Consider the following 24,565-nt stretch of genomic DNA (forward strand, 5'->3'; position numbering starts at 1 on the left):
TCGAAAGGTTTCGGCGTGACCGACGCTTCCGACACCGGGACCGGGACCGAAGGCCGGCAGGAGCCGTCGACACCGCACCAAGCAGACCCCGAGCCTCTCTTCCAACTGCCCGCGGTTCGTATCAAGCAGAAGGTGCAGACCAAACACGCTGCCTCCCAACGCAAATCCGCTACCGCGAAGCGACGCTCGCGTGGTACAGCGAAGTCGAAGAAGACCGGCAATGCCTACTCATTACCTGTGAAGCGCGAGTTCACATCGATCGAAATCTGCGCAGGAGCCGGTGGCCAGGCGGTTGGTCTGCACCAGGCAGGTTTCCGCCACCTCGCCTTGGTTGAGATCGACAGCTATGCGGCGCAGACTCTCCGGCTCAATATCGAGGACCACGAAGTATGGGACTGGGAGCGACAAAATTGCGACGTACTGACTAGTGATGTCAAGGAATTCGACCCGTTCAATGATCTGACGAAGAGAATCATCCCACTCGAGAAGCGCGAGCTGGACCTTCTCGCCGGAGGCGTTCCATGTCCGCCGTTCTCACACGCTGGGAAACAACTCGGCAAAGATGACGAACGTGACCTTTTTCCGCGCATGCTCGAATTGGTCGAGATGCTTGAGCCTCGGGCCGTGATGATCGAGAATGTACGGGGAATTATGGACCAGAAGTTCGCCAATTACCGAGCTTGGATCGAGGCGAAGCTGACAGGTGGCACTTTCCAGGACGATCATGGCAATATTGTCACTGAGACCGGCCTCGGATACACGATGGGCGAATGGGAAGTGCTGGAAGCCAGCCACTTCGGAGTCCCTCAGCTTCGGCCGCGCGCAGTCCTGGTTGCCTTCCGGAACGACGTCATTGAAGGTATCACCTACAAATGGCCAGGCGAATGGCCCCAGGAAACGCCGGTCAGTGTTGCCGACAGTCTCAAGGCTTCGATGCTCGAGCGATTCAGGCCGTATTTCGACAGCGCTGCGCCGGGAGCCGCCGAAGAAGCTTTCGAGCGATGGTTCAAGAAAGCATCCGACCGCCACGAGGCACTCAACGATAAGGGAGGTGGCATTGCGCCAACTCTCGTCGGCGGTTCAAAGAAGCATGGTGGTGCAGACCTTGGACCCAGTCGTGCAAAAGCAGCATGGAAGCAACTCGGAATCTCGGGGATGGGTGTCGCCAATGATATTGACACCTGCGCCCTGAAAGGCACCGAAGCACGGGACCTCTTCGGACCTGATGGGCCTATGCTCACCGTACGGCAAGCTGCTATCATTCAGGGATTTCCCGACGAATGGGACTTCGCTGGCGGGAAGACAGCCCAATATCGGCAGGTAGGAAATGCCTTTCCTCCACCTGTTGCGCGAGCAGTAGGCAGATCGATAATAGATGTGCTTAGAGCAGACCAGCGGCGCAACAAAAATCGCTGATCATTTTGTTTCTATTGCACCAGATGGGGGAGCCGGGCCAATACCCGACTCGTCGATGAACAGAGCTCATTGTAGGCGCCTTTCCTTATCAAATCCGCATTTGAGATCTTGACCTCGACTCAGCTTGAGGTTTTACAGTCGCTACATGCCCTTCACACCACTCGAGCGCGTCTACCTGAGCACCCAGAACCTCGGCCGCCTGGCGACTGTTACCCCAGGTGGCAAGCCCCTCATCGCCCCCGTTGGCTTCCAACTGAACGATGACGGGACCATCGATATCGGCGGCCCGAACCCGGAGTCTCAGCGGTACCGGAACGTCGAGAAGAATCCGAACGTCACATTCGCCGTTGACGATATGACTCCCGATGAGCCGGGAGCGGTCAAGCCAGGCTGGGGGCGCGGGGTGATCATTCGGGGAGTTGCCGAGGTGCTGACCGTGGAGACGCCGCCGGTCGCTCCGGAGTGGTTCTCCAACAAGATCATTCGGATTCGGCCGGTTCGGATCCACAGTTGGCATATCGATCCGGACAACCCCGACGGGGAAGCTCGGGTCGTCGGGTAAGGGTTGTCCCTGAGGGGGTCTCATCCCTGCGGGGGATTCTCACCCGGAAGTCGGGCCGCGGCCGGTGACCTTCGGTTGTTTCTGCGCGAGACTGCTTGCAGGGCAATCGAGTTGGAAGGTGGTCGGGATGAGCAGACGGTACTGGGCGCGGGCGGTGTTCGCGGGGGCGATCGTTGCGGTCCCGCTTGCGGCGCTGGCTGTTCCGGCGCAGGCCGAGCCGACTGCCCCGCACGTTACGCAGGTTCGGCACGAGCACTGGAACGTTCCGTGGGACGTGCCGGGGACCTGGGACAATTGGAATCGTCATGGCCGGTGGGACGATCGCTACCCCTACGAGCGGCGTCACCACCATCATCGGGGATGGCAGCGATCCGTACCTCCGGGATGGTTCGGGAGCAGCTAGATCCGGGGGCGATGGCCCGGTACCGCACGGGGTGCCGGGCCATCGTCGTGTCTGTCAGTCCTCGTCGGGGGTGGTCGCGACTCGGCGGTGACGTCGCCATCTCCAATAGACGACGCCTAGAACGACGAGTGCGACGACGACCACCGCCGCCCACAAATCGACTCGTTGCAGGATCACCGTGAACGACTCGCCGATCGCGTAACCGGCCATCACCATCGCGCAACCCCAGATGATCGCGCCGAGTGTGCTGGTGAACAGGAACCGCGAATATCGCATCGAGGACATGCCGACCAGCTGCGGCAGCATGGTTCGGAAGAACGTGCTGAAACGGCCGAAGATCACTGCCCAGCTGCCGTGACGTTCGAAGTATCGGCCGGAGCGGTCCAACCGCTCACGATGGCGTTCGAACACCGCCCAGCGCAGGATTCGCGCGCCGAAGATCCTGCCGGTGCCGAATCCCACACTCGCGCCGACGATTGCGGCTACGACCACGAGGACCAGGGTGGTCGGCAGATCCAGCCGACCGCGGTTCGCGGCGACGCCGGCCAAGATCGCGGCGGTGTCACCGGGCACCAGCAGGCCGAAGACCATCGCCTCCTCCGCGCACACCAGAAGCGCCACAACCAGGTACGTCCACACCGGCTGAAGGCCCAGTACGCGCTGAACCAGCGAGTCCATGCCATCGACGCTAGCCACTGCGGCGAGCGATTTCAGGCGAGATGGTCGCGGACTGTCCGAACCGATATCGACTGCACAGCTCGATCGGCGGCTAGATTCCGAATGGAACAAATCGAACGTTCGTCACGACATACCTCACGTACAGATCGACCCGAACACGAATCGACCCCCGAAGGAGCCGAACGGATGAAATTCGGTCGTATCGCCGCCGGTATCGCACTCGCCGCCGCCGCTCTCACCACAGTCCCGGCCGTCGCCTCCGCCGACGACCCGGAATTCCCGCGCAACGGCGTGATCCCACCCGGCACCTATCACATCATCAGACACCCCTCCAACGTCGTCGGCTCCCCGATGGAGAACTGCGACCTGCAGGTATTCGTCGACCACATCGTCGTCGTACTGGTCTGCGGGGAGTCCGGGGTCACCGGACGTCAGTCCCCCGTCGGTCCCGACGAAACTCGCGTGACCTTCGACGGCAGGCCGTTCGGCCTGGATCTACAGGACATCGACCCGCGGTTCGGACATTGGATCGGCGTACCGAACATCGCGGGAACCCAGTTGAAGGCACCGTATCCGCTGGCGGGAGTCACCCTGAACCGCCGCTGATCCGGCAGCCGTTCTGTCCTCCGCGGATACACCTCATCTATCCGCGGAGGCAGTCGGCTCATCGCACGGCCACCGGCCCCACCGGACCCACGAGACCGCGTTCCCGAAAACACCTCTGCGCAGAACATGCGATCGAGTGCTCGGTAGGCGAAGTGCCGGTGCGGCGGAGATTCGGCAAGTTCCTCCGGCCGGGTGCTCGCCCGGCGATACGTCGACTTGGACGCAATGGCGCGGGAAATCCACTTTGCGCGTCCGCCCCATGTGGTTGCGGACCAGCCTGGGGCGCTTTTCGGATCCGGGCAGACGCTGTGGGCGGTCGTCGATATTCCGCTGGGTCAGCTGGATACTTTTCGGCAGCGGTACGGACTCCGGCACTTCAGCGCCGCTGTGCCGCTGGACATTCCCGGCTACTTCAAGGAGGCCGGGGTGGTGGCCGACGTCCTGAAATCCGATGACGGAAACGTCAGTGTCGAAAACGCCCACGCGCTTCCGGCACGACGCGTCGCCCTGCACACCACAGGTCCTGCCGAACGACGGGTTTTCATCAGCGTGCTCTGCTGACACTTCGCCCGAACGACAGAAACCGTTCAGCCCTTGTAGGTTTCACTTCCTTCGAGCACTCCCGCGACGCCGTCGAGGATCAGTTCCAGGCCGAAGGTGAAGTCCTCGTCGGCGGTGTCGGGTGGGGGGACCGATTCGAACAGGCCCGCGGCGAGGAGTTCGGCGACGTCCGGGAAGCGGTCAGGGTCGACGAGTTGGGTGAGTTCGCGGCTGTAGATTCGCAGGGCACGGGACTCGTCGAGGTCGGCTGCGCGACGGGCGGTGTCGAGTTGGTTCGCCATCAGGAAGCCTTGGCGCACATAGCCGCTCAGGACGGTGATGACGCCGATCTTCGTGCCCCAGTCGGCATCGGTCGCGCGCAGCGCGCGCAGGCCCGCGTCCATCCAGCCGACGGCGTGCGGGCCTCGAGGGGGGCCGCTGATCGGGATCTGCACGAGCCACGGATGACGTTCGAAGACGGCGAATTGATCTCGCGCCCAACGGCTCAGGGCCGAACGCCAAGGTTCGTCGTCTGGGCCTGGTTCCGGAGTCGGACCGAAAGCGGCGTCGGACATCAAGGCGATCAGTTCGTCCTTGGAGCCGATGTGGCGGTACAGCGACATCGGCGTGACGCCGAGTGCGGCAGCGATTTTCGGAAGGGTCGCGCCGGACAGGCCGGTGCGGTCGGCCAGGTCGATCGCGGTGCGGACCACCGTGTCCACGTCCAACTCGGCCGGCCGACCCAGGCGGGTACCGAGCGGCAGCCGCCACAGGCGGGCCAGATCGTCGGGGATCTGTCGCTCAGCCATGATCCGAACATCCTTCCACAGAGGCTTGCCCGAACCTTAAGTATATGTCTTATAGTTTAAGCCATATACTTAGTGTCGATGTGCACCGGCACCTCACCGAACGAACAGCGAGACCGTATGAACACCACCGTCATTCGCCGTATCACCGGAGCGACCGCACTGCTGGGAGCGGTGTGCCAGCTCATCGAACTGCCGCTGTACTTCGTCTACTCCGGCGCCCCGCCGGACTCGAACATCCTGACCCGGTCGCTGTTCGGCCTGATCGGGCTGACGTTCTACGTGGTCTTCATGACCGGCATCGGCCACCTGGTGAGCGAACTCGGCCCGCAATACCGCTGGCTCGGCACGTTGACCAGCACCGCGGGCCTGATGTGGCTGGCGGTCGCGTTCGTGAGCATGGGACTCGAGGTGGGCGCGGTCATCCAGTCACCCGCCGACATCGATCCGACGATCGCCGTCAGCGGTACCTACATCCTCTACGGCACCATCTCGAAACTGCTGATGGGCCTGTTCCTGTTCGCCTTCGCCACCTCCGTACGCCTCACCCGCATCCTCCCGACGTGGACAGCGTGGTCGGCATACGTTCTGGCACTGGTGAATTGGGTATTCGTCCCGTCGATGTTCTTCGGCAACACCCCGGCCCACTTCTACGCCGCCAACGGCTGGGGCACCACCGCGACCACCGGCGGGATACTGATGCTGTGGCTGCTCGCCGTCGGCGTCACCCTGCTGCGGCAGCCCTCCCCCGCCAACTCCACACAACCGCAACCAGCCTGAGGAGAAGGCATCCGGTCTCGGCCCAGGCGCGCCGAACCTCACGATCCGCCGGCGAATGGCCCCGCACAGAAGTCCGGGCGCGTAGCACCGCCCCGAAACGCACTGCGGCCCGGCACCTTCGGAAGGTGCCGGGCCGCAGGTGAAGCGAAAACCTTACGCGGTCTCGGTGATCGGGCGGTCGACCCAGCTCATCAGGCCGCGCAGCTTGGCGCCGGTGACCTCGATCGGGTGCTCGGCGTTGGCCTTGCGCAGGCCCTCGAGCTCCTTGTTGCCGCCCTCGACGTTGGCGACGAGGCGCTTGACGAAGGTGCCGTCCTGGATGTCCTTCAGGATCTCGCGCATGCGCTCCTTGGTGCTCGCGTCGATGACGCGCGGGCCCGAGAGGTAGCCGCCGAACTCCGCGGTGTCGGACACCGAGTAGTTCATGCGCGCGATGCCGCCCTCGTACATCAGGTCGACGATCAGCTTCAGCTCGTGCAGCACCTCGAAGTAGGCCATCTCCGGCGCGTAACCGGCCTCGACCATGACCTCGAAACCGGTCTTGACCAGTTCCTCGGTGCCACCGCAGAGCACGGCCTGCTCACCGAACAGGTCGGTCTCGGTCTCCTCCTTGAAGGTGGTCTTGATGACGCCCGCGCGGGCGCCACCGATCGCCTTCGCGTAGGACAGCGACAGCGCCTGGCCCTCACCCTTCGGGTCCTGGTCCACGGCGATCAGGCAGGGCACGCCCTTGCCGTCGACGAACTGACGACGCACCAGGTGGCCGGGGCCCTTGGGGGCGACCATGCCGACGGTGACGTTGCCCGGAGCCTTGATCAGGCCGAAGTGGATGTTCAGGCCGTGGCCGAAGAACAGCGCGTCGCCGTCCTTCAGGTGCGGCTCGATGTCGTTGGTGAAGATCGACGCCTGGGCGGTGTCGGGGGCGAGCAGCATGACCACGTCGGCCCACTCGGAAACCTCGGCGGGGGTGCCGACCGTCAGCCCGGCCTCCTCGGCCTTGACCCGCGACTTCGAGCCCTCCTTCAGGCCGATGCGGACCTCGACGCCGGAGTCACGCAGGCTCAGCGAGTGCGCGTGCCCCTGCGAGCCATAGCCGATGACGGCGACCTTGCGTCCCTGGATGATCGACAGGTCGGCGTCGTCGTCGTAGAACAGCTCGATAGCCACTGGTTGTATCCCTTCGCGGATGGCCCCCGGAGCATGCCGGGGAGTGTGTTCGGTATGCGCGCCACGAGGCGCATTCAGTTCAATGCATCAATTTCGATCGGACCCCGCACCAGCGGGGGAAAGCAGTTGCGCCGACCTATCGACAGACGACAACCCTAGTCCTCGCGACGCCGCGTCGGTGCAGCGCCCGTCCCCTACCACCGCGTACGGCGTGGAGCCCGATCGACGTCACCGGGTCGCGGTGATCGACTTGGGCCCGCGGCCCACGGCCACGACACCGGACTGCACGATCTCCCGGATGCCGTACGGTTCCAGCATCCGCAGCAGTGCGTCGAGTTTGGACCGGGTGCCGGTCGCCTCGACGGTGAGCGCGTCGGGCGAGACGTCGATCACCTTGGCGCGGAACAGGTTCACCGATTCGATGACCTGGGTGCGCACACTCGCATCGGCCCGCACCTTGACCAGGATCAGCTCACGGGCGACCGAGTTGTCCGAATCCTGCTCCACGATCTTGATGACGTTCACCAGCTTGTTGAGCTGTTTGGTGACCTGCTCGAGCGGCAGGTCCTCGACCGTCACCACGATCGTCATCCGCGAGACGTCCGGCAGTTCGGTGCCGCCGACCGCGAGGGACTCGATGTTGAATCCGCGCCGGGAGAACAGGCTCGCCACCCGAGCCAGCACACCGGGCTTGTCCTCCACCAGCACGCTCAAGGTGTGGGTGGTACTCATGAGTGGTTCCCCTTCTGCCCGGCCTGCTCGTGCGCCATCGCCTCGTGGATCACCGAGGGCTCCGCGGCCGCTTCGTCGTCGTCGAACAGCGGGCGGATACCGCGGGCTGCCATGATCTCGTCATTGGAGGTGCCGGCGGCGACCATCGGCCACACCTGCGCGTCCTTGCCGACGATGAAGTCGATCACCACGGGGCGGTCGTTGATGGACTGTGCCTCGCGGATCGCGGCCTCCACATCCTCTTCCTTCTCCACCCGGATGCCGTGGCAGCCCAGCGCTTCGGCGAGCTTGACGAAATCGGGGATGCGCAGGGTGTGGGTGCCCAGATCGGTGTTGGAGTACCGCTTCTCGTAGAACAGGGTCTGCCACTGGCGGACCATGCCGAGGTTGCCGTTGTTGATCAGCGCGACCTTGATCGGCACGCCCTCCACGGCGCAGGTGGCCAACTCCTGGTTGGTCATCTGGAAGCAGCCGTCACCGTCGACCGCCCACACCTCTTTGTCCGGAGCGCCCATCTTCGCGCCCATGGCCGCCGGAACGGCGTAGCCCATCGTGCCCAGACCACCGGAATTGAGCCAGGTGCGCGGCTTCTCGTACTTGATGAACTGCGCGGCCCACATCTGATGCTGGCCGACTCCGGCACAGTAGATCGCGTCGGGACCGGCGAGCTGGCCGAGCTTCTCGATGACGAATTCCGGGGACAGCGAACCGTCCGAGGGCGGGGTCCAGCCCAGCGGATAGCTTTCGCGGACACCGTCCAGGTAGCTCCACCAGTCCGAAAGTTCCAGCAGCGCAGCGTTCTCGGCGGTCGAATGCGCGGGGTCGGCCTTGAGCGTCTCGATCAGCTCGGCGATCACCTCGCGGCAGTCGCCCACGATCGGCACGTCCGCGTGCCGGTTCTTGCCGATCTCGGCGGGGTCGATGTCGGCGTGGATGACCTTGGCGTTCGGGGCGAACGAATCGAGTTGACCGGTGACCCGGTCGTCGAACCGCGCGCCCAGGGTGATCAGCAGATCCGACTTCTGCAGCGCCGCAACGGCTCCCACGGTGCCGTGCATACCGGGCATACCCATGTTCTGCCGGTGGCTGTCCGGGAACGCGCCGCGCGCCATCAGCGTCGTGACGACCGGGATGCCGGTCAGCTCGGCCAGTTCCAGCAGTTCCTTCGACGCCTCGGCCTTGATCACGCCGCCGCCGACGTACAGCACCGGGGACTTCGAGTCCAGGATCATCCGGGCGGCCTCGCGCACCTGCTTACCGTGCGGCTTGGTCACCGGGCGGTAGCCGGGCAGCCGCATCTCCGGCGGCCAGCTGAACAGCGTCTGCGCCTGCAGCACGTCCTTGGGGATGTCGACCAGCACCGCGCCCGGACGACCCGTCGAGGCCAGGTGGAACGCCTCGGCGATCATGCGCGGGATATCGAGCGGGTCGTTGACCAGGAAGTTGTGCTTGGTGACCGGCATGGTGATACCGGAGATGTCCGCCTCCTGGAAGGCGTCGGTGCCGATCAGGCTCCGGCCGACCTGTCCGGTGATGGCGACCAGTGGCACCGAGTCCATCTGCGCGTCGGCGATCGGCGTCACCAGGTTCGTCGCACCCGGTCCCGACGTGGCCATGCACACACCGACCTTGCCGGTGGCCTGGGCGTATCCGGTCGCGGCGTGACCCGCGCCCTGCTCGTGCCGAACCAGCACGTGACGAACCTTGGTGGAATCGAACAACGGATCGTAGACCGGGAGTACCGCACCGCCCGGAATGCCGAAGACCGTGTCGACGCCGAGCTCCTCGAGGGAGCGGACGACCGACTGCGCGCCGGTGACCCGCTCGGGCGGGACCTGGCGGCGGTTCGGTGCGGCAGTAGTCGCGGATGCCGGCTGATTGGCCGAGGGCGCGGGCCTGCGGGCCGAGGGCCCGGGCCGTGCGGTAGGTGCGCTCACCGTCTTGATCCTTTACTGCTTGTCTTCTCTAGCGGAACTTGGCCTGAACACAAAAAAGCCCCCGACAGCCGATGGCTGATCGAGGGTGGCGCGTCGCAGCTACGAGCTGAGGTAATCAGTCTCAGCGCTGGACGCGCCGGCCGATTACGAGGAGCTCGATTCGATTCACGCGCACGACGGTATGTGGGCGTGCAGCGTTGAGTCAAATTCCCTGACATGGGTGTCCCATCATGTGAGACAGGGCGGTATCTGTGTCCGATCGCCGTGATGCGAGGATGTGGGTGTGTCCTCGTCGCATCAGTCCGTGCCACCTGCTCGATCGTCCCACACCGCCGACCAGGCATCCGATACGGGTCGGGTGATCAGAAACCCGCGCCTCGGCCATCTCGCCGTGTTCGTGCTGTTGCTCTGTGTGGCGTTCGCGTTCTTCGGGTGGCCCCAGGTGCTGTGGATTCTGTTCGTCATTCCGATCGCCGTCGTGATCTGGATCGAGCGGACCCGGACGAAGGTGTCCGCGTCGGGGCTGGATCTGCGGACGTTCTTCGGCTCGCGGCATATCGACTGGTCACAGCTGCAAGGGGTGAGCATTCCCAAGCGCGGCTACGTGCGGGCGCATCTATCCGACGGCTCCGAGGTGCCGCTGCCCGCGGTCGGATACGACCGGCTGCGGATCCTGGTCGAGGCCAGCGGGGGGCGCATTCCGGACCCGTTCGCCGCGGCCGAGGAGGCCGAGGCGAAGGCCCGCGCCGAGGCCGCCGCAGCACGGGACGACGCGGCCGAGGACACCGGCGACGAGACCGAGATCACCAACGCGGCCGAGGCCACCGCCGAGTCCGACGAGAAGAACAGCGCCGACGGCTCTGCCACGCACACCGCGTGATCGCACACTGTTGATTCTCGCCGCGGACCCGCGACCGGCACCTGACCTCCATCGCCCGGCCTGATCTCCTCGGCGCACCCGATGCGATCTCCCCGGGCCATCGCGGCGAGCAGAGTCCGCTGGATCGCGCTGGATGTGCGGCTCCATGTCAGCGGATCCGACACGTCCGCTGATGCCGCGGGAATATCGGCCGCCGGTTGTGTGCTAGTACAGAAATCGGCCGATCGCGGCGCAACAATGTCGCGGGCCGCGAAGTCGCCCACCGGCGCATCACACCCTCCTCACTCGGGAGTACCGTAAAAGGGCCGTCCAGGCAGTCACCAGTCGCCGAACAGCCCCCGCGACGAGATTCGAGGACCCGACACCTATGCCACCGCTTCGTTCACGCACCACCACGGCCGGACGCAACGCCGCAGGCGCACGCGCGCTGTGGCGGGCCACCGGCCTGACCGACTCCGACTTCGGTAAGCCGATCGTCGCCATCGCGAACTCGTACACCCAGTTCGTCCCCGGCCACGTGCATCTGAAGGACGTCGGCGAGATCGTGGCGGACGCGGTCCGGGCCGCGGGCGGCGTACCGCGCGAATTCCACACCATCGCCGTGGACGACGGCATCGCGATGGGCCACGGCGGCATGCTCTACTCGCTGCCCAGCCGCGAGATCATCGCCGACTCGGTGGAGTACATGGTCAACGCGCACACCGCCGACGCGCTGGTGTGCATCTCCAACTGCGACAAGATCACCCCCGGCATGCTGAACGCCGCCATGCGGCTCAACATCCCGGTCGTGTTCGTCTCCGGCGGCCCGATGGAGGCCGGTAAGGCCGTCGTCGTGGACGGCGTCGCCCAGGCCCCGACCGACCTGATCACCGCCATCTCCGCGAGCGCCTCGAGCGCCGTGGACGACGAGGGCCTGTCCGAGGTCGAGCGCAGCGCGTGTCCGACCTGCGGTTCCTGTTCGGGCATGTTCACCGCCAACTCGATGAACTGCCTGACCGAGGCGCTGGGTCTGGCGCTGCCGGGCAACGGCTCCACACTGGCCACCCACGCCGCGCGGCGCGCGCTGTTCGAGCGGGCCGGGACCACCATCGTCGAGGCCGCCAACCGCTGGTACCGCGACGACGACGCCTCGGTGCTGCCGCGAAACATCGCCAACGCCAAGGCTTTCCGCAACGCGATGGCGCTGGACGTGGCCATGGGCGGATCCACCAACACGGTGCTGCACACCCTCGCCGCCGCGCAGGAGGGCGAGATCGACTTCGACCTGGGCACCATCGACGAGATCTCACGTCGCGTGCCGTGCCTGTCGAAGGTCTCCCCCAACTCCGACTACCACATGGAAGATGTGCACCGGGCCGGCGGCATTCCCGCCATCCTCGGTGAGCTGCGTCGCGCGGATCTGCTGGAGACCGACGTCTCCACCGTGCACACCCGCAGCTTCGACGAATGGCTGGACACCTGGGACATCCGCTCGGGCAAGGCCTCCGAGGAGGCGCTGGAGCTGTTCCACGCCGCACCCGGCGGTGTGCGCACGACCGTGCCGTTCTCCACCGAGAACCGGTGGTCGTCGCTGGACACCGACGCCGAGGGCGGGTGCATCCGCGATCTGGCGCACGCCTACACCGTCGAGGGCGGGCTGTGCGTGCTCAAGGGCAATATCGCCCCCGACGGCGCGATCCTCAAGACCGCGGGCATCGACGAGGACCTGTTCACCTTCGAAGGTCCGGCCGTGGTGCTCGAGTCGCAGGAGGACGCGGTCTCGGCCATCCTCGGCAAGAAGATCACCGCCGGCGACGTCGTCGTCATCCGGTACGAGGGCCCTGCGGGCGGCCCCGGTATGCAGGAGATGCTGCACCCCACCTCGTTCCTGAAGGGCCTCGGCCTGGGCAAGGTCTGTGCGCTGATCACCGACGGCCGCTTCTCCGGCGGCACCTCGGGCCTGTCCATCGGGCACATCTCCCCCGAGGCCGCCAGCGGCGGCACCATCGGCCTGATCGAGGACGGCGACCGCATCCGCGTCGACGTGCACACCCGGGCGTTGGAACTGCTGGTCTCCGACGAGGTGCTGGCCGAGCGTCGCGCGAAAATGGATGCGCGCGAACGGCCTTGGCAGCCGGTTGCCCGTGATCGCCCGATCACCACCGCCCTGCGCGCCTATGCCGCGTTGGCGACGTCGGCCGACAAGGGCGCCGTGCGCCGCGTGCCGTAAACAGTCTCGACGAATTCGGGCCCGCTCACTGTGAGCGGGCCCGAATTCGTTGGTGGGGTTGATGATCGGAGTCTTCGACTCCACCCGTGTCTCTCCGACTGAAGGTCGCATCAGCCTTCTCGAGGCGGGTAGGCTTGCGAGAGAGCTGTAAAGACGAAGTGCCACAGTGACATCGAGGGGGATGAGTATCCATTGACGTCATCGGACGGAACCACTGGCAGCGCTTTCGATGTTGCGCCGGAGGATGTGAAGGAATTCGGTCGTACCGCATATCGCCTCGCCTCGGAACTTCGGGCTGCGGCATCGATGCTCGATAACGAGGTGCGCGGTCTGGAAACCAGCTGGACAGGTGCAGCGGCGAGTTCTTACCAGGCAGGTTGGGGCGAACTGCACGCTGGAGCTGCGGACGTGTGGGACGCACTGTTCGGGTTGGCCGACAAGCTCGGCATTACAGCGGAGAACTTCTCCCAGGCCGATACGACATTCGCGTCCGCGGTGAGTTCGTTGGACTTGCCGTGAGCAGCGCTGATTTCTCCGTAGACCTCGATCACCTGGATCAAGTAACCGGTCGGATAAAGGCGCTTGCCGAACTCCTGACCGAGCATCTCGCCGAATTGGACAAGCGAGCGGGACAGCTGATGCAATCCTGGTCGGGCGAGGCTGCCTCGGCATATTCGTCCGCGCACGCGGAGTGGAGTACGGCAGCCGTGGAAATTCGCGACGGACTGCACTCGATCGAGACGGCTGCGCGGTCCGCACACGGCAATTACGGCACGGCTCTGAAGGGCAATAAGGGAATGTTCAATATATGAGCCCGCCGGTCAACGTATCGCCGGGTACGCTAACCAGCGTAGGCTCTGCCCTGAACAACGTGTCGAGTGCCGTTTCCGCCCAATTGACGGCACTTCAAACCAGCCTTTCCGCATGCAGCGGTATGTGCGGCAACGATCCATCCGGCGTCGTACTGGCGAAATCTGTCAACAAGACGACAAATGCGCTGATGCTGGCATTGACGAATATCGTCAATGGAACAGCACGCACCGGCGATGCCATCAAGGCATGCGGAGCCAATCATGGCAACGCCAACGCAGCATCTGATATCAGCACCACCGACGGTTGCCCGTTTCCCTTTCCAGCCGAAACGCCGAAGATCGAGGTCAAGTACCCGCCATCAAGTGAGGGGGGCGTAGGCGAGTCGATAGTTGCGCGAACTGCGGAATTACTCGTCGGCATGGTTTGCCCGAACGGTGACCAAGGTAAGTTACGCACCGCCGCCGCGGCGTGGCGTTCGATGAGCGCAACGTGCAGTGCCAACTCGACAAGTCTCAGCGGCCCCAAGGCAGACGTTGCCGCTCAGAAGATGCCCGAGGGGGAGGATATCTGTGATTCGATCGGTTCCATCGCTGACTGGCTGACAAACACGGCAACCTCCTGCACGAATCTTGCGGCGCAGCTCGAGCAGTACGCACAGCACTTGGACGATATCGACGAGGCGCTGGCGCGGCTCACGGCGAAGGTCACCCACCCGTCCTCATTGATTTCGGGCGTTATCCACCTGATCGAAGGTGATCATAGCGGCGTCGCAGGTGACATCCGCACGGTACTCGACAATTTCGGATCCGAAGCCGATGCACTCGGAAGTATTATCGCCGCCGAGGCGGAGAAGGTCGAGAAGATCGCATCCGACGCCGCGCGATATGCGGGAATAGTTCTCTATAATGTGGCAGCGGAGCTGGTCAATGTAGCCGCTTCATACGGAAATGCCATCCAGCATGACCCATTGCGCATGGGAACCGATATCGCCACGACGGTCGCCGGATTCGCGCTGACTACATTGGGCGGCGGCGGTGAGATCCTGGGAACAGGGCTCGATGCTACGGGCCTGGGAGCGGTGCTCGGCGTTCCCACCAACATTGCTTCAGCCGGAGTTATCGCGGCCGGTGTCGGCCTGGCGGCGGGCGGCATTACAGATTCGGCCCGTGATGTGCAGGGCAATATGGTCTCGCCGATGGCTCGCAAGAGTCCCGGGGGCCGCGGCCCGGTCCAGCGCGAACCGGCACCAAAGACTCTGAATGCATTCCCTGATGCGACAAAGGCAGTACGAAAGACTCCGGTTCAAGGCGGAGGTTCACTGCGGCCGCGTTGGAAGGATCCAAAAGGGCGGATATACGAGTGGGATTACCAACATAAAACAGTGGAAATGTACAATAAGAACGGTAAACATCTTGGCGAGTATGATCCCGACACCGGAGTACAAACCAAGCCCGCAGACAAAAATAGAAAGGTTGAACCATGAGATTGGAAGTCACAGTCTTCGACCGGGAATCCGACCAGTTGGTCAGCGAGATCGACGTGACTTCGATCGAGCCTACCTTTGCGTGCGAGCTATTGGGTATCCCTTTTGAAAATCTCGTGTACGTCAACGAGTTGACCGCTGATCAACTCAGATCGATCTCGCAGCGTGCAGGTATAGATATCCCTTTCGACTCGTCGAAGTCATACTTCCTGGAACCCGAGGCTGAATTCGATGGCGAGACTTGGCCGCCCAAGCCGGAACAGCCGGAAGAATAAGGCTGCTTCAGCGAAGTTGGTGGAGGTGTGTCGGAACTGAAGATCCGACTGCTGGTGGCGCATCACACAACCGCGGAACGTCTTCCGACGCTCAGTGCATACATCAGCCCGCCGCCGAGGATTACACCGACCGGCCAGGACAGCGCCGTCACGTACTGAGAGTGCGGAACCAGGGCGACCAGGACCCCGGCCGTTCCCGAGATCGCCAGGGCGGTCAGAGCGCGAGGGTTGAAGCCGCGGGTGTAGTGGTACATGCCTTGGGGCGCTTCGGAATACAGGTCGGCCACTACTGTGCGCTGGCGGCGGATGAGATAGTAGTCGACGATCAGGATGCCGAACACCGGGCCCATCAGGGCGCCGACGCCGCCGAGGAAGTAGACGATGAAATTCTGGTTCTCCCACAACTTCCAGGGCAGCACCAGGATCGACAGCACGGCGGTGATGATGCCGCCGGTACGGAACGAGATGTATTTCGGTGCGGTGTTGGAGATGTCGTAGGACGGGGAGACGAAGTTCAGCACCACGTTGATGCCGACCGTGGCGATCGCGAACACCGCCGCGGCGATGATGACGATCGTATCGCTGTGGATGTGCGCGACCAGCTCCACCGGATCGGACAGCACCTTGCCGTACACCTTCAACGTGGCCAGTGAGATGACGATCGAGATCACCACGAAAGCTGTCTCGTTGAACGGAATTCCCCACGCGTTGCCGCGCACGATGGCCTTCCTGCTCGGCGAGAAGCGCGCGAAATCGGCGTAGTTCACCAGCGGCCCGGCCATGAACGCCACCATCAGGAAGGCCACTCCCACGAACGCGGCAACGGTCTTGCCGCCCGACAGCGCCGCACCCGCGCGCGAGCCGAAATCGATACTCCAACCGGCCTTTCCGAGAATCCAGATCGCCAGCGCGAGCATCCCGATCCACACCACCGGCCCCGCGAAATCCGACACCCGGCGCACCACTTCCATGCCGTAGGTGATGACCAGCAGCTGCACCGCCCACAGCACCAGGAACGCGATCCAGCCCAGCTCCGACAGGCCGATGAAGCTGTGCTGCGTCAGCGATTTCAGTCCTGGTGCGACCCGCAGCAGCAACACGATCACCGCTGTCGAGGCCAGATACGTCTGAATGCCGTACCAGAACACCGCCACCAGCGCCCGCAGCAGTGCCGGGATGTTCGCGCCGAAAATGCCGAACGCACCCCGGGCGAACACCGGGAACGGCACCCCGACCCGCTGCCCGGCCACCCCGATCAGATTGCTACCGCCCCACAGCACCAGCACGCCGACGAACAACGCCAGCATGGTCTGCCACCCGGTCAGGCCCAGGGCGAGCATGCCGACGGCGAATCCGTAGCTGCCGATGCTGTGCGCCGAGGTCATCCACAGGCAGAACAGGTCCCAGGTGCGCCAGGCGTCGGAATCGGAGGTCGTGGGCTTCAGGTCCGCATTGACCAGCGCCGAGCGTTCGACTACCGGTGCAGGCTGTGTGTCCGTCATGGGAAATTCCTCACTCGATCTCGAGGCGGTCGGCTCGCGGGGCCGATGCCTCGCGAATCACGCCCACCACGGTCCCCACCTCACGGGCGGTCACCAGGGACGGCTGCACCACGTGAATCCTTCTGTCGGCCAGGCAAACCGGCCCATCAAGCACCGCACTGATCAGCGAAAGACTCTGTGCCGGTGGCGCATCGATCGGCTCGCGTCCGACATCGACGGCGTCACCGATCACCCGCGACTGCTGCACGAACCACCCCGGCGACACCTCGATCTGGGCGAAATCGTATGCCTGCCAGTTCATCTCGGCGGTGGTCACGAGTCCACCCGTAGCGCGGTCACGGCCGGAGTGAGCTGCGGTATCACGGTGTTCCCGTACACGCGCATGGTCTGCTCGTTGTCGTCGTGTTGCAGGTATCCGGCGAACTGATCGACGCCGAGTTCGGCGAGGCGGCGCAGCTTGGCGAGGTGTTCCTCGGGGGTGCCCAGGATGCAGAACCGGTCGACGACCTCGTCGGTGACGAAGTCCGCGTGGGTGTTTCCCGCGCGGCCGTGCAGGTTGTAGTCGTAGCCCTGCCGCCCGGTGATGTAGTCGGTCAGCGCCGCGGGGACCTGTCCGTTCGCGCCGTAGCGGGCGACGATGTCGGCGACGTGATTGCCGACCATGCCGCCGAACCAGCGGCACTGCTCACGCATGTGCGCGTAGTCGGTCCCGATGTACATCGGTGCTGCCACACAGACTTTCACCGCCCCCGGGTCACGTCCCGCCGCGGCGGCGGCCTGCCGGACCGTGCTGATCGTCCACTCGGCGATGTCCGGGTCGGCCAGTTGCAGGATGAATCCGTCGGCGACCTCGCCCGCGAGTTGCAGGGCCTTCGGGCCGTAGGCCGCGACCCACACCTCCAGCCGCGAGCCGACGCTCCACGGGAATTGCAGCGTGCGCCCGCCGTATTCGACCGCGCGGGAGTTCGCCAGCTCTCGGATGACATGGATCGATTCGCGCAGCGTCCGCAGTGTGGTGGGATGACCGCCGCCGACCCGCACGGCCGAATCACCGCGCCCGATACCGCAGATCGTGCGATTGCCGTATGCCTCGTTGAGGGTGGCGAAGGTGGACGCGGTCACCGCCCAGTCCCGGGTGGCGGGATTGGTCACCATCGGGCCGACCGTAATTCGCTTGGTCTCGTTCAGGATTCGGCTGTGCAGCACGTACGGCTCTTGCCACAGGATATGCGAATCGAATGTCCACACGTGGCTGAAGCCGTACGCCTCGGCCAGTTTCGCCAGATGCACCGTGCGCGCCGAGGGAGGATCGCACTGCAGGACCGCGCCGAATTGCATTGCCGTCTCCCTAGATCAGGTATTGGCAGGGATCGCGGCGCACGAAGCGCCCGTCGCCCTTGCGTCCGAGATACTCCCCCGCGTCGACGACAACCTTGCCGCGGGAGAGCACCGTGTCGACGTGCCCATCGATCTCGAAACCCTCCCAGGCCGAGTGGTCCATATTCATGTGGTGGGTCTTGCCCAGGCCGATGGAGGTGTGCCCGTTCGGGTCGTAGATCACCACGTCGGCGTCCGCGCCGGGCGCGAGCACGCCCTTGCGGCCGTAGAGCCCGAACATGCGCGCCGGTGTGGTGGAGGTGATCTCGACCCACCGCTCGAGGCTGATCCGGCCCTCGACCACACCCTGATACATCAGGTCCATCCGGTGTTCGACCGAGCCTATGCCGTTGGGAATCTTGGAGAAATCCCCGACGCCCATATCCTTCTGCCCCTTCATACAGAAGGGGCAGTGGTCCGTGGCGACCATCTGAATGTCGTTGGTGCGCAACGCCTGCCACATGTGGTCCTGATGGTGTTCCGCGCGCGAGCGCAGCGGGGTGGAGCAGACCCACTTGGCGCCCTCGAAACCCGGTGCGCCCAGTTGCTCCTCGAGTGACAGATACAGATACTGCGGGCAGGTCTCGCCGAAGACGTTGCGGCCGCGATCGCGCGCCGAAGCAACCTGTGCGACAGCCTGTTTCGCCGACACGTGCACGACATACAGTGGGGCGCCGGTCAGATCGGCCAACATGATCGCCCGGTGGGTGGCCTCCTCCTCGAGCTGCCAGGCCCGCGCGATGCCGTGATAGTACGGATCGGTCTTGCCCTGTTCGAGCAGCTGGCCCACGAGAACGTCGATGGCGGGCCCGTTCTCGGCGTGCATCATCGTCATCAGGCCGGTCGACGCGCCGGTCTGCATCGCGCGCAGGATCTGCGCGTCGTCGCTGTAGAACACGCCCGGATAGGCCATGAACAGCTTGTAACTGGTGATGCCTTCGTCCGGCAGCCCGCGCAGCGCCTGCAACGACGCGTCGTTCACGTCGCCGACGATCTGATGGAACCCGTAGTCGATCGCGCACTGTCCGGCGGCCATCTCGTGCCAGGTCGCCAGGCTGTCCTGCAGACGCTCGCCGAACTTCTGTACCGCGAAGTCGATGATCGTGGTGGTGCCGCCCCAGGCCGCGGCACGGGTGCCGGTCTCGAAATCGTCCGAGGCGGTGGTGCCGCCGAACGGCATCGACATGTGCGTGTGCGCGTCGATGCCGCCGGGGACGACGTATTTGCCGGTCGCGTCGATGACCGTGTCCGCGGTCCGGGCCAGGTCCGTACCCAGCACGGTGCTGCCCGGTTCGAGCAGTGCGGCGATCCGTTCGCCGTCGACGAGGATGTCCGCGGCGGTGCGGCCGGTTGCCGAGACGACGGTGCCGCCGGTGATGAAAGTGGTTGGCATACCGGGAAACTCCTTAGGAAGAGGACCGGAAGAGGTGAGGCTTGCGGAGTCGGCGGGCGGGCCGGGCTCAGGGAGCGACGATCGCCTCGTACGAATCCGGGCGACGGTCCCGGTAGAACTGCCAGTCCCCGCGCACCTCACGCAGCACGTCCAGGTCCAGTTCGCGGATCACGAGTTCCTCGGTGCCGGTGGAGGCGACCGCGCCGACGTAGTTGCCGCGCGGATCCACGAAATACGAACTGCCGTAGAAGGTCACCGCCGCATCGCCGAATTCGTCGCTCTCCGTGCCGATCCGGTTGTTGGCGGCGATGTAGTACTGGTTGGCGGCCGCGGCGGCGGGCTGCTCGAGCTCCCAAAGCCGGTTGGACAGACCGGGTTTGGTGGCCGAGGGGTTGAACACCAGCTCCGCGCCGGCCAGGCCCAGCGCCCGCCAGCCCTCGGGGAAGTGACGGTCGTAGCAGATGTAGACACCGATGCGGCCGACCGCGGTATCGAAGACCGGGTAGCCGAGGTTGCCGGGCCGGAAATAGAACTTCTCCCAGAAGCCCGGCAGGTTCGGGATGTGGTGCTTTCGGTACTTACCCAGATAGCTGCCGTCCGCGTCGATCACCGCTGCGGTGTTGTACAGCACGCCGGGTTGCTCCTGCTCGTAGACCGGCAGGACGACGACCATGTTGTGCTCACGGGCCAGTTCGGCGAATCGCGTCGTGGTCGGACCGGGCACCGATTCGGCGTACTCGTAGTACTTCTTGTCCTGAACATTTCCGAAGTACGGCCCGTAGAACAATTCCTGGAAGCAGATCACCTGCACACCCTCGGCCGCGGCCTGCTCGACGAACTTCTCGTGCTTGGCCAGCATCGATTCCCTGTCCCCGGTCCAGGTGGCCTGGGTGATGGCCGCCTTGATCGTCGCCATGGAGGTTCTCCTTCCAGAATTCAATTATTGTCGAATATAAACATTTCCTGAATATTTCGATGAATGCAGGAATTGTAAACCTGCCGCCGCGACGACCAGGCGGAAATGCGCAGAGTACGCGGAAGGCCGAGCCCGACAGATGCGGGCTCGGCCTTCCGGACGGCGAATCGCGGGACAGCGGATCGCCGGAACAGCGGTTCAGGTCAGTGACGAATGCCGTGGAACGGGTTACCGCCGTGCAGGTAGAACCAGGCGCCTGCGGCGGCGACCAGGGCGAGGACGAGGACAACGAAGGAGCCGTAGCTGGGGCGGGTCGCCCAGCCGCGGCTGCGGTCGAAAGACAGACGGCCGGGACCGGTGAGGATCAACGCAGCGGCCAGGCCCGCGAGGATCGACTCCAATTCGACTGTCTTGTACTGGAATCCGGAGGACATGCCCTGTTTCCAGAGCCACGCGTCGCTGATCGAGGCCAGGACCGCACCCGCGGCCAAGGGCGTAGCCAGCCCCAGGATGATCAGGATGCCGCCACCCACCTCGGCGACGGTGAGCATCGACGCGGACAGTTCGACGTGCTTCCAACCGCCGGAGGACAGCATCTCGCGGGTGCCACTCAGGCCCGGTCCGTGGAACCATCCGGCCAGCTTCTGCAGGCCGTGGTAGAGGAAGGTCAGGCCGATGACCAGGCGCAGCACCAGCAGGCCCAGATCCTGTGTGCCGCGGCGCGCGTCGATGCGAGTCAGACGTTGCCGCGGGGTGCTGTCACCACCGCCACCACTCGGCGCGGGCGGAATGGTGGCGAAGGAATACGTCGCGGCCATGGAATCGCCCTCCGGCACATCCCGGTCCTCGCCGGGCAGTTCACTCTTGGCCGATTCGTACCGGCCGATGCCCACCGACTCGTACTGGCCGGTGGTATACGGTTCGGCGGACGAGCCTCCCCTTGCGGGAACATCGGGATCGAGGCCGAGTTCGTCTTCGGTGCGCGGGACATCCGAGCCGGGAGCGGATTTCATTGTCGGGAACTCCCCGGTGGGCGCATCGTACGGACTGCGCGCCGGCTCCCCGGGATGCCCCGGGGTGTTCGACTCGGATAATGCATGCGGCTTGTCGGTCACCCGAGCAGACTATGTCGGCGCCGGGATCCGCGCTTCGTCTCCGCGCGGCGTGTCCGCGCCACGCGGGCCGGTCGGGTCACCCCCCTGCGAGCGTACGCCGCGGTATTTCCGTAACGTCTGACCCATGAGTGTGGTTGTCGCGGGCCGTATCGCTGTCAGCTTGGCCGTCGCCGCAGGTCTGCTGGCCGGGTGTGCCAGCTTCGACGATTCCGCCTCCAAACCGTTCACCCCCGCGCCCAGCATCAGCCCCGAGGGATCGGGACCGACCACCACACCTCAGACCAAACCGTCCACGCCCAAACGCGCCGCTGGCCCCTGCGTCGACTCGGATCCGAGCGTCGTGGTGTCCTGCCTGGACACCACCGGCGGGCTCACCGTCCTGCCCGACGGGCAGCAGGCGCTGGTGGCCGAGCGCGTCACCGGACGGATCCTGAAGGTGGTCAACGTCGACCCCAGCGAGATACCGCCGACCCCTACCGAGGCGGCAAAGGTCGATGTCGATGCCGCAGGTGACGGCGGCCTCACCGCCGTCGCACTGTCGCCGACCTACGACGAGGACGGGCTGATGTACGCGTACGTCACCACCGCGAGCGACAACCGCATCGTGCGCATCGGCGCGGGCGGCGTACCGAAGCCGATCCTGACCGGAATCCCCAAGGGCGCCACCGGGAATCGCGGCGCCATCGACTTCGTCTCGGCCTCGAAGATGGTGGTGGAGACAGGTAACGCGGGCGATCCGGGCGCGGCCGGAAATCCGAATTCGTTGGCGGGCAAGGTATTCACCATCGACAACCCCGGACCGGGCAGCGCGAATCCGAAGATTCTCGCCTCGGGCATCGGCACGGCCGGTGGCATCTGCCCGGATCACAAGGACACCATCTGGTTCACAGACCGCACCGCGACCGAGGACCGGCTGCAGCGCGTGGACGCCAACGGCACCGTGAGCACCGGGTGGACCTGGCCGGACCGGCCGGGAGTCGGCGGCTGCGCGGCCGCCGCCGACGGCGTCGCGGTCTCACTCGCCGCGGGCAAGGCACTGGCGTTCGCCAACGCCGACCAGAACACGCACGCCATCACCACCCCGCCGACCATGGTCGCGCAGAACAAATACGGCCAGTTGAACGGCGCGTCGCTGGCCCCGGACGGCTACGTCTGGGTGGACACCGTGAACAAGCCGTCCGCCGCCGGACCGCTGGACGACCGCGTCGTGCGGATTCCGCCGCCGAAGGGCGGCTCGGGCAACGGCTCGCCGGACTGATCGAAGGCCGGTGGCGCATCGGCTCGAATGCGCCACCGCTGCTTCATCCGCCGATGGCGGCTATCCGGCGACTCCGCAGGCCGCCAGCACCAGCTCACGCACGCGGGCGGCATCGGCCTGACCGCGGGTGGCCTTCATGACGTCACCGACGACCTTGCCCGCGGCCTGCACCTTGCCCGAACGGATCTTCTCGGCGATATCGGGATTGGCCGCCAGGGCCTTGTCGACCTCGGCCTGCAGGGCAGAATCGTCGGACACCATGCCCAGGCCCTTGGCCTCGACGATCGCGCCCGGCTCACCCTCGCCGGCGAGCACGAAATCGACGACCTGCTTGGCGACCTTGCTGTTGATGGTCTTGGCCTCGACCAGGGCGACGACCTCGGCGACCTGCTGCGGGGTGATGGGCAGCTCCTCGAGCGCCACCTCGCGCTCCTTGGCCTGCTCGGTGAGGTAGTTGACCCACCAGGCGCGGGCGGCGTCGACCGAGGAGCCCGCATCGACGGTCGCGATGATCAGATCCAGCGCGTCGGCGTTGACCAGATCGCGGAACACCTCGTCGGACAGACCCCATTCGGCCTGGATGCGGGCGCGCCGCAGCCACGGGTACTCCGGGATGGTGCCGCGCAGCTGCTCGACCCACGCCGCGTCGGGGGCGATGGGCTCGAGGTCCGGCTCGGGGAAGTAGCGGTAGTCCTCGGCGGACTCCTTGATGCGGCCGGGCGAGGTGGTGCCGTCGGTCTCGTGGAAGTGCCTGGTCTCCATGAGGATCGCACCGCCCTCGGCGAGGATCGCAGCCTGACGGCGCATCTCGAACCGCACCGCGACCTCGACGCTCTTGAGCGAGTTCACGTTCTTGGTCTCGGTGCGGGTGCCGAACTCCTTGGCGCCCTTGGCCATCAGCGAGACGTTCGCATCGCAGCGCAGCGAGCCCTGCTCCATCTTCACGTCCGAGACGGCGAGCGATTTGAGGACCTCGCGCAGCGCCGTGACGTAGGCGCGAGCCACCTCGGGCGCGCGCTCACCCGCGCCGGTGACCGGCTTGGTGACGATCTCGATCAGCGGAACGCCCGCGCGGTTGTAGTCCAGCAGGGAGTGGCTCGCGCCGTGGATGCGGCCGGTGGCGCCGCCCACGTGCAGGGACTTGCCCGTGTCCTCCTCCATGTGGGCACGCTCGATCTCGACCCGGAAGGTGGAGCCGTCGTCCAGCACGACGTCCAGGTACCCGTTCACGGCGATCGGCTCGTCGTACTGGCTGATCTGGTAGTTCTTGGGCTGATCCGGATAGAAGTAGTTCTTGCGCGCGAACCGGCCCCACGGGGTGATCGAGCAGTTCAGCGCGAGGCCGATCCGGATGGCCGACTCGACGGCCTTCTCGTTGACCACGGGCAGCGCACCGGGCAGCCCCAGGCAGACCGGGCAGACCTGGGTGTTCGGCTCGGCGCCGAAGGCTGTCGGGCAGCCGCAGAACATCTTCGTCGCGGTGCCCAGCTCGACATGCACTTCCATGCCCAGCACCGGCTCGAACCGGTCGACGACATCGGCATAGTCCATCAAGTCCACCGTTGGTGCAGTCATGCCGACAAGTCTATGTAAAGCCCCGACACCGTCGAGTCGCCGCACCCTGTCCAGGTCGCCGCACCCATTCCCAGCCATTGCAACGGGTGCGACCAACGCGAAAGAGTGCGGCGGAGCCCCACCCCCGGCGTGAGCCGAGCGC

General features: G+C 65.2%; 25 protein-coding genes. 13 read left to right on the plus strand and 12 right to left on the minus strand.

Going from position 1 to position 24,565, the window contains the following annotated elements:
- The first annotated feature begins 15 nt into the window (after positions 1-15).
- From K7711_RS07545 to K7711_RS07555, 3 genes are all read left to right on the plus strand, one after another.
- Positions 16-1,416: a DNA cytosine methyltransferase gene (locus tag K7711_RS07545; RefSeq protein ID WP_308014521.1), complete on the plus strand. Its 1,401-nt coding sequence runs from the start codon at positions 16-18 to the stop codon at positions 1,414-1,416.
- 145 nt (positions 1,417-1,561) lie between these two features.
- Positions 1,562-1,978 (plus strand): PPOX class F420-dependent oxidoreductase, encoded by a 417-nt coding sequence (locus K7711_RS07550; RefSeq protein WP_222966007.1) that lies wholly within the window; start codon positions 1,562-1,564, stop codon positions 1,976-1,978.
- A 127-nt stretch (positions 1,979-2,105) separates the two neighbouring features.
- On the plus strand, positions 2,106-2,381 hold the full coding sequence (locus K7711_RS07555; protein ID WP_222966009.1) for a hypothetical protein: 276 nt from the start codon (positions 2,106-2,108) through the stop codon (positions 2,379-2,381).
- Between the two features lie 54 nt (positions 2,382-2,435).
- On the opposite strand, the gene K7711_RS07560 is transcribed toward K7711_RS07555, so the two are convergent.
- Positions 2,436-3,059: a DedA family protein gene (locus tag K7711_RS07560; RefSeq protein ID WP_222966011.1), complete on the minus strand. Its 624-nt coding sequence runs from the start codon at positions 3,057-3,059 to the stop codon at positions 2,436-2,438.
- Positions 3,060-3,245: 186 nt separating this feature from the next.
- On the opposite strand from K7711_RS07560, the gene K7711_RS07565 reads away from it, so the two are divergent.
- Positions 3,246-3,665 carry a hypothetical protein gene (locus tag K7711_RS07565; protein WP_222966013.1) on the plus strand — a complete coding sequence of 140 codons (420 nt, stop codon included), beginning with the start codon at positions 3,246-3,248 and terminating at the stop codon, positions 3,663-3,665.
- A 225-nt stretch (positions 3,666-3,890) separates the two neighbouring features.
- Positions 3,891-4,226, plus strand: coding sequence for a hypothetical protein (locus K7711_RS07570; protein ID WP_222966015.1), 336 nt, complete (start codon positions 3,891-3,893; stop codon positions 4,224-4,226).
- Between the two features lie 26 nt (positions 4,227-4,252).
- Here the strand turns inward: K7711_RS07570 and K7711_RS07575 are convergent, their stop codons facing one another.
- A complete protein-coding gene (locus K7711_RS07575; RefSeq protein ID WP_222966017.1) occupies positions 4,253-5,014 on the minus strand; it encodes a TetR/AcrR family transcriptional regulator in 762 nt (253 codons plus the stop codon).
- Between the two features lie 117 nt (positions 5,015-5,131).
- Here K7711_RS07575 and K7711_RS07580 point away from each other — a divergent pair, with 117 nt between their 5' ends.
- Complete coding sequence (locus K7711_RS07580) at positions 5,132-5,791, plus strand: hypothetical protein (protein ID WP_222966019.1); 660 nt, start codon at positions 5,132-5,134, stop codon at positions 5,789-5,791.
- A gap of 153 nt (positions 5,792-5,944) precedes the next feature.
- Here the strand turns inward: K7711_RS07580 and ilvC are convergent, their stop codons facing one another.
- From ilvC to K7711_RS07595, 3 genes are all read right to left on the minus strand, one after another.
- On the minus strand, positions 5,945-6,958 hold the full coding sequence (ilvC, locus tag K7711_RS07585) for a ketol-acid reductoisomerase (RefSeq protein WP_222966021.1): 1,014 nt from the start codon (positions 6,956-6,958) through the stop codon (positions 5,945-5,947).
- A 228-nt stretch (positions 6,959-7,186) separates the two neighbouring features.
- Positions 7,187-7,690, minus strand: coding sequence for an acetolactate synthase small subunit (gene ilvN, locus K7711_RS07590; RefSeq protein WP_040826388.1), 504 nt, complete (start codon positions 7,688-7,690; stop codon positions 7,187-7,189).
- The gene (locus K7711_RS07595) at positions 7,687-9,627 is read right to left on the minus strand and encodes an acetolactate synthase large subunit (protein ID WP_222966023.1); all 1,941 of its coding nucleotides are present in this window, start codon (positions 9,625-9,627) and stop codon (positions 7,687-7,689) included. Before K7711_RS07595 ends, ilvN begins: the two co-directional genes overlap by 4 nt.
- A 358-nt stretch (positions 9,628-9,985) precedes the next feature.
- On the opposite strand from K7711_RS07595, the gene K7711_RS07600 reads away from it, so the two are divergent.
- From K7711_RS07600 to K7711_RS07625, 6 genes are all read left to right on the plus strand, one after another.
- Positions 9,986-10,507 (plus strand): PH domain-containing protein, encoded by a 522-nt coding sequence (locus K7711_RS07600; RefSeq protein WP_222966025.1) that lies wholly within the window; start codon positions 9,986-9,988, stop codon positions 10,505-10,507.
- Positions 10,508-10,874: 367 nt separating this feature from the next.
- Entirely contained in the window at positions 10,875-12,716 is a 1,842-nt protein-coding gene (gene ilvD / locus K7711_RS07605) for a dihydroxy-acid dehydratase (protein WP_222966027.1), read from the plus strand.
- A gap of 192 nt (positions 12,717-12,908) precedes the next feature.
- Positions 12,909-13,235: a WXG100 family type VII secretion target gene (locus K7711_RS07610; RefSeq protein WP_222966029.1), complete on the plus strand. Its 327-nt coding sequence runs from the start codon at positions 12,909-12,911 to the stop codon at positions 13,233-13,235.
- Positions 13,232-13,528 carry a WXG100 family type VII secretion target gene (locus K7711_RS48350; RefSeq protein WP_222966031.1) on the plus strand — a complete coding sequence of 99 codons (297 nt, stop codon included), beginning with the start codon at positions 13,232-13,234 and terminating at the stop codon, positions 13,526-13,528. The genes K7711_RS07610 and K7711_RS48350 overlap by 4 nt, the downstream gene beginning before the upstream one ends.
- The gene (locus K7711_RS47390; protein ID WP_235746599.1) at positions 13,525-15,012 is read left to right on the plus strand and encodes a colicin E3/pyocin S6 family cytotoxin; all 1,488 of its coding nucleotides are present in this window, start codon (positions 13,525-13,527) and stop codon (positions 15,010-15,012) included. The genes K7711_RS48350 and K7711_RS47390 overlap by 4 nt, the downstream gene beginning before the upstream one ends.
- Positions 15,009-15,287, plus strand: coding sequence for a DUF7683 domain-containing protein (locus tag K7711_RS07625; protein WP_222966033.1), 279 nt, complete (start codon positions 15,009-15,011; stop codon positions 15,285-15,287). Before K7711_RS47390 ends, K7711_RS07625 begins: the two co-directional genes overlap by 4 nt.
- A gap of 62 nt (positions 15,288-15,349) precedes the next feature.
- Here the strand turns inward: K7711_RS07625 and K7711_RS07630 are convergent, their stop codons facing one another.
- The 6 genes from K7711_RS07630 to K7711_RS07655 all read right to left on the minus strand — a co-directional run bounded on the left by K7711_RS07630 (position 15,350) and on the right by K7711_RS07655 (position 21,488).
- A complete protein-coding gene (locus K7711_RS07630) occupies positions 15,350-16,789 on the minus strand; it encodes an NCS1 family nucleobase:cation symporter-1 (RefSeq protein WP_222966035.1) in 1,440 nt (479 codons plus the stop codon).
- Between the two features lie 10 nt (positions 16,790-16,799).
- Positions 16,800-17,105, minus strand: coding sequence for a hypothetical protein (locus tag K7711_RS07635; protein ID WP_222966037.1), 306 nt, complete (start codon positions 17,103-17,105; stop codon positions 16,800-16,802).
- Positions 17,102-18,127 carry a TIGR03842 family LLM class F420-dependent oxidoreductase gene (locus K7711_RS07640; protein WP_222966039.1) on the minus strand — a complete coding sequence of 342 codons (1,026 nt, stop codon included), beginning with the start codon at positions 18,125-18,127 and terminating at the stop codon, positions 17,102-17,104. Before K7711_RS07640 ends, K7711_RS07635 begins: the two co-directional genes overlap by 4 nt.
- Before the next feature lie 10 nt (positions 18,128-18,137).
- Positions 18,138-19,559, minus strand: a complete 1,422-nt coding sequence (gene hydA / locus K7711_RS07645) for a dihydropyrimidinase (RefSeq protein WP_040826396.1) — start codon at positions 19,557-19,559, stop codon at positions 18,138-18,140.
- 67 nt (positions 19,560-19,626) lie between these two features.
- Complete coding sequence (locus K7711_RS07650; RefSeq protein WP_222966041.1) at positions 19,627-20,475, minus strand: nitrilase-related carbon-nitrogen hydrolase; 849 nt, start codon at positions 20,473-20,475, stop codon at positions 19,627-19,629.
- Between the two features lie 203 nt (positions 20,476-20,678).
- Positions 20,679-21,488, minus strand: a complete 810-nt coding sequence (locus tag K7711_RS07655; protein WP_222966043.1) for a DoxX family protein — start codon at positions 21,486-21,488, stop codon at positions 20,679-20,681.
- 226 nt (positions 21,489-21,714) lie between these two features.
- Here K7711_RS07655 and K7711_RS07660 point away from each other — a divergent pair, with 226 nt between their 5' ends.
- Positions 21,715-22,848 (plus strand): PQQ-dependent sugar dehydrogenase, encoded by a 1,134-nt coding sequence (locus K7711_RS07660; protein ID WP_222966045.1) that lies wholly within the window; start codon positions 21,715-21,717, stop codon positions 22,846-22,848.
- Between the two features lie 60 nt (positions 22,849-22,908).
- Here K7711_RS07660 and gatB read toward each other — a convergent pair whose 3' ends face one another.
- Positions 22,909-24,423, minus strand: coding sequence for an Asp-tRNA(Asn)/Glu-tRNA(Gln) amidotransferase subunit GatB (gene gatB / locus K7711_RS07665; protein ID WP_222966047.1), 1,515 nt, complete (start codon positions 24,421-24,423; stop codon positions 22,909-22,911).
- Positions 24,424-24,565: the final 142 nt, after the last annotated feature.

The sequence above is a fragment of the Nocardia coffeae genome (assembly GCF_019890715.1).
GTDB classification, from domain to species: Bacteria; Actinomycetota; Actinomycetes; order Mycobacteriales; family Mycobacteriaceae; genus Nocardia; species Nocardia jiangxiensis.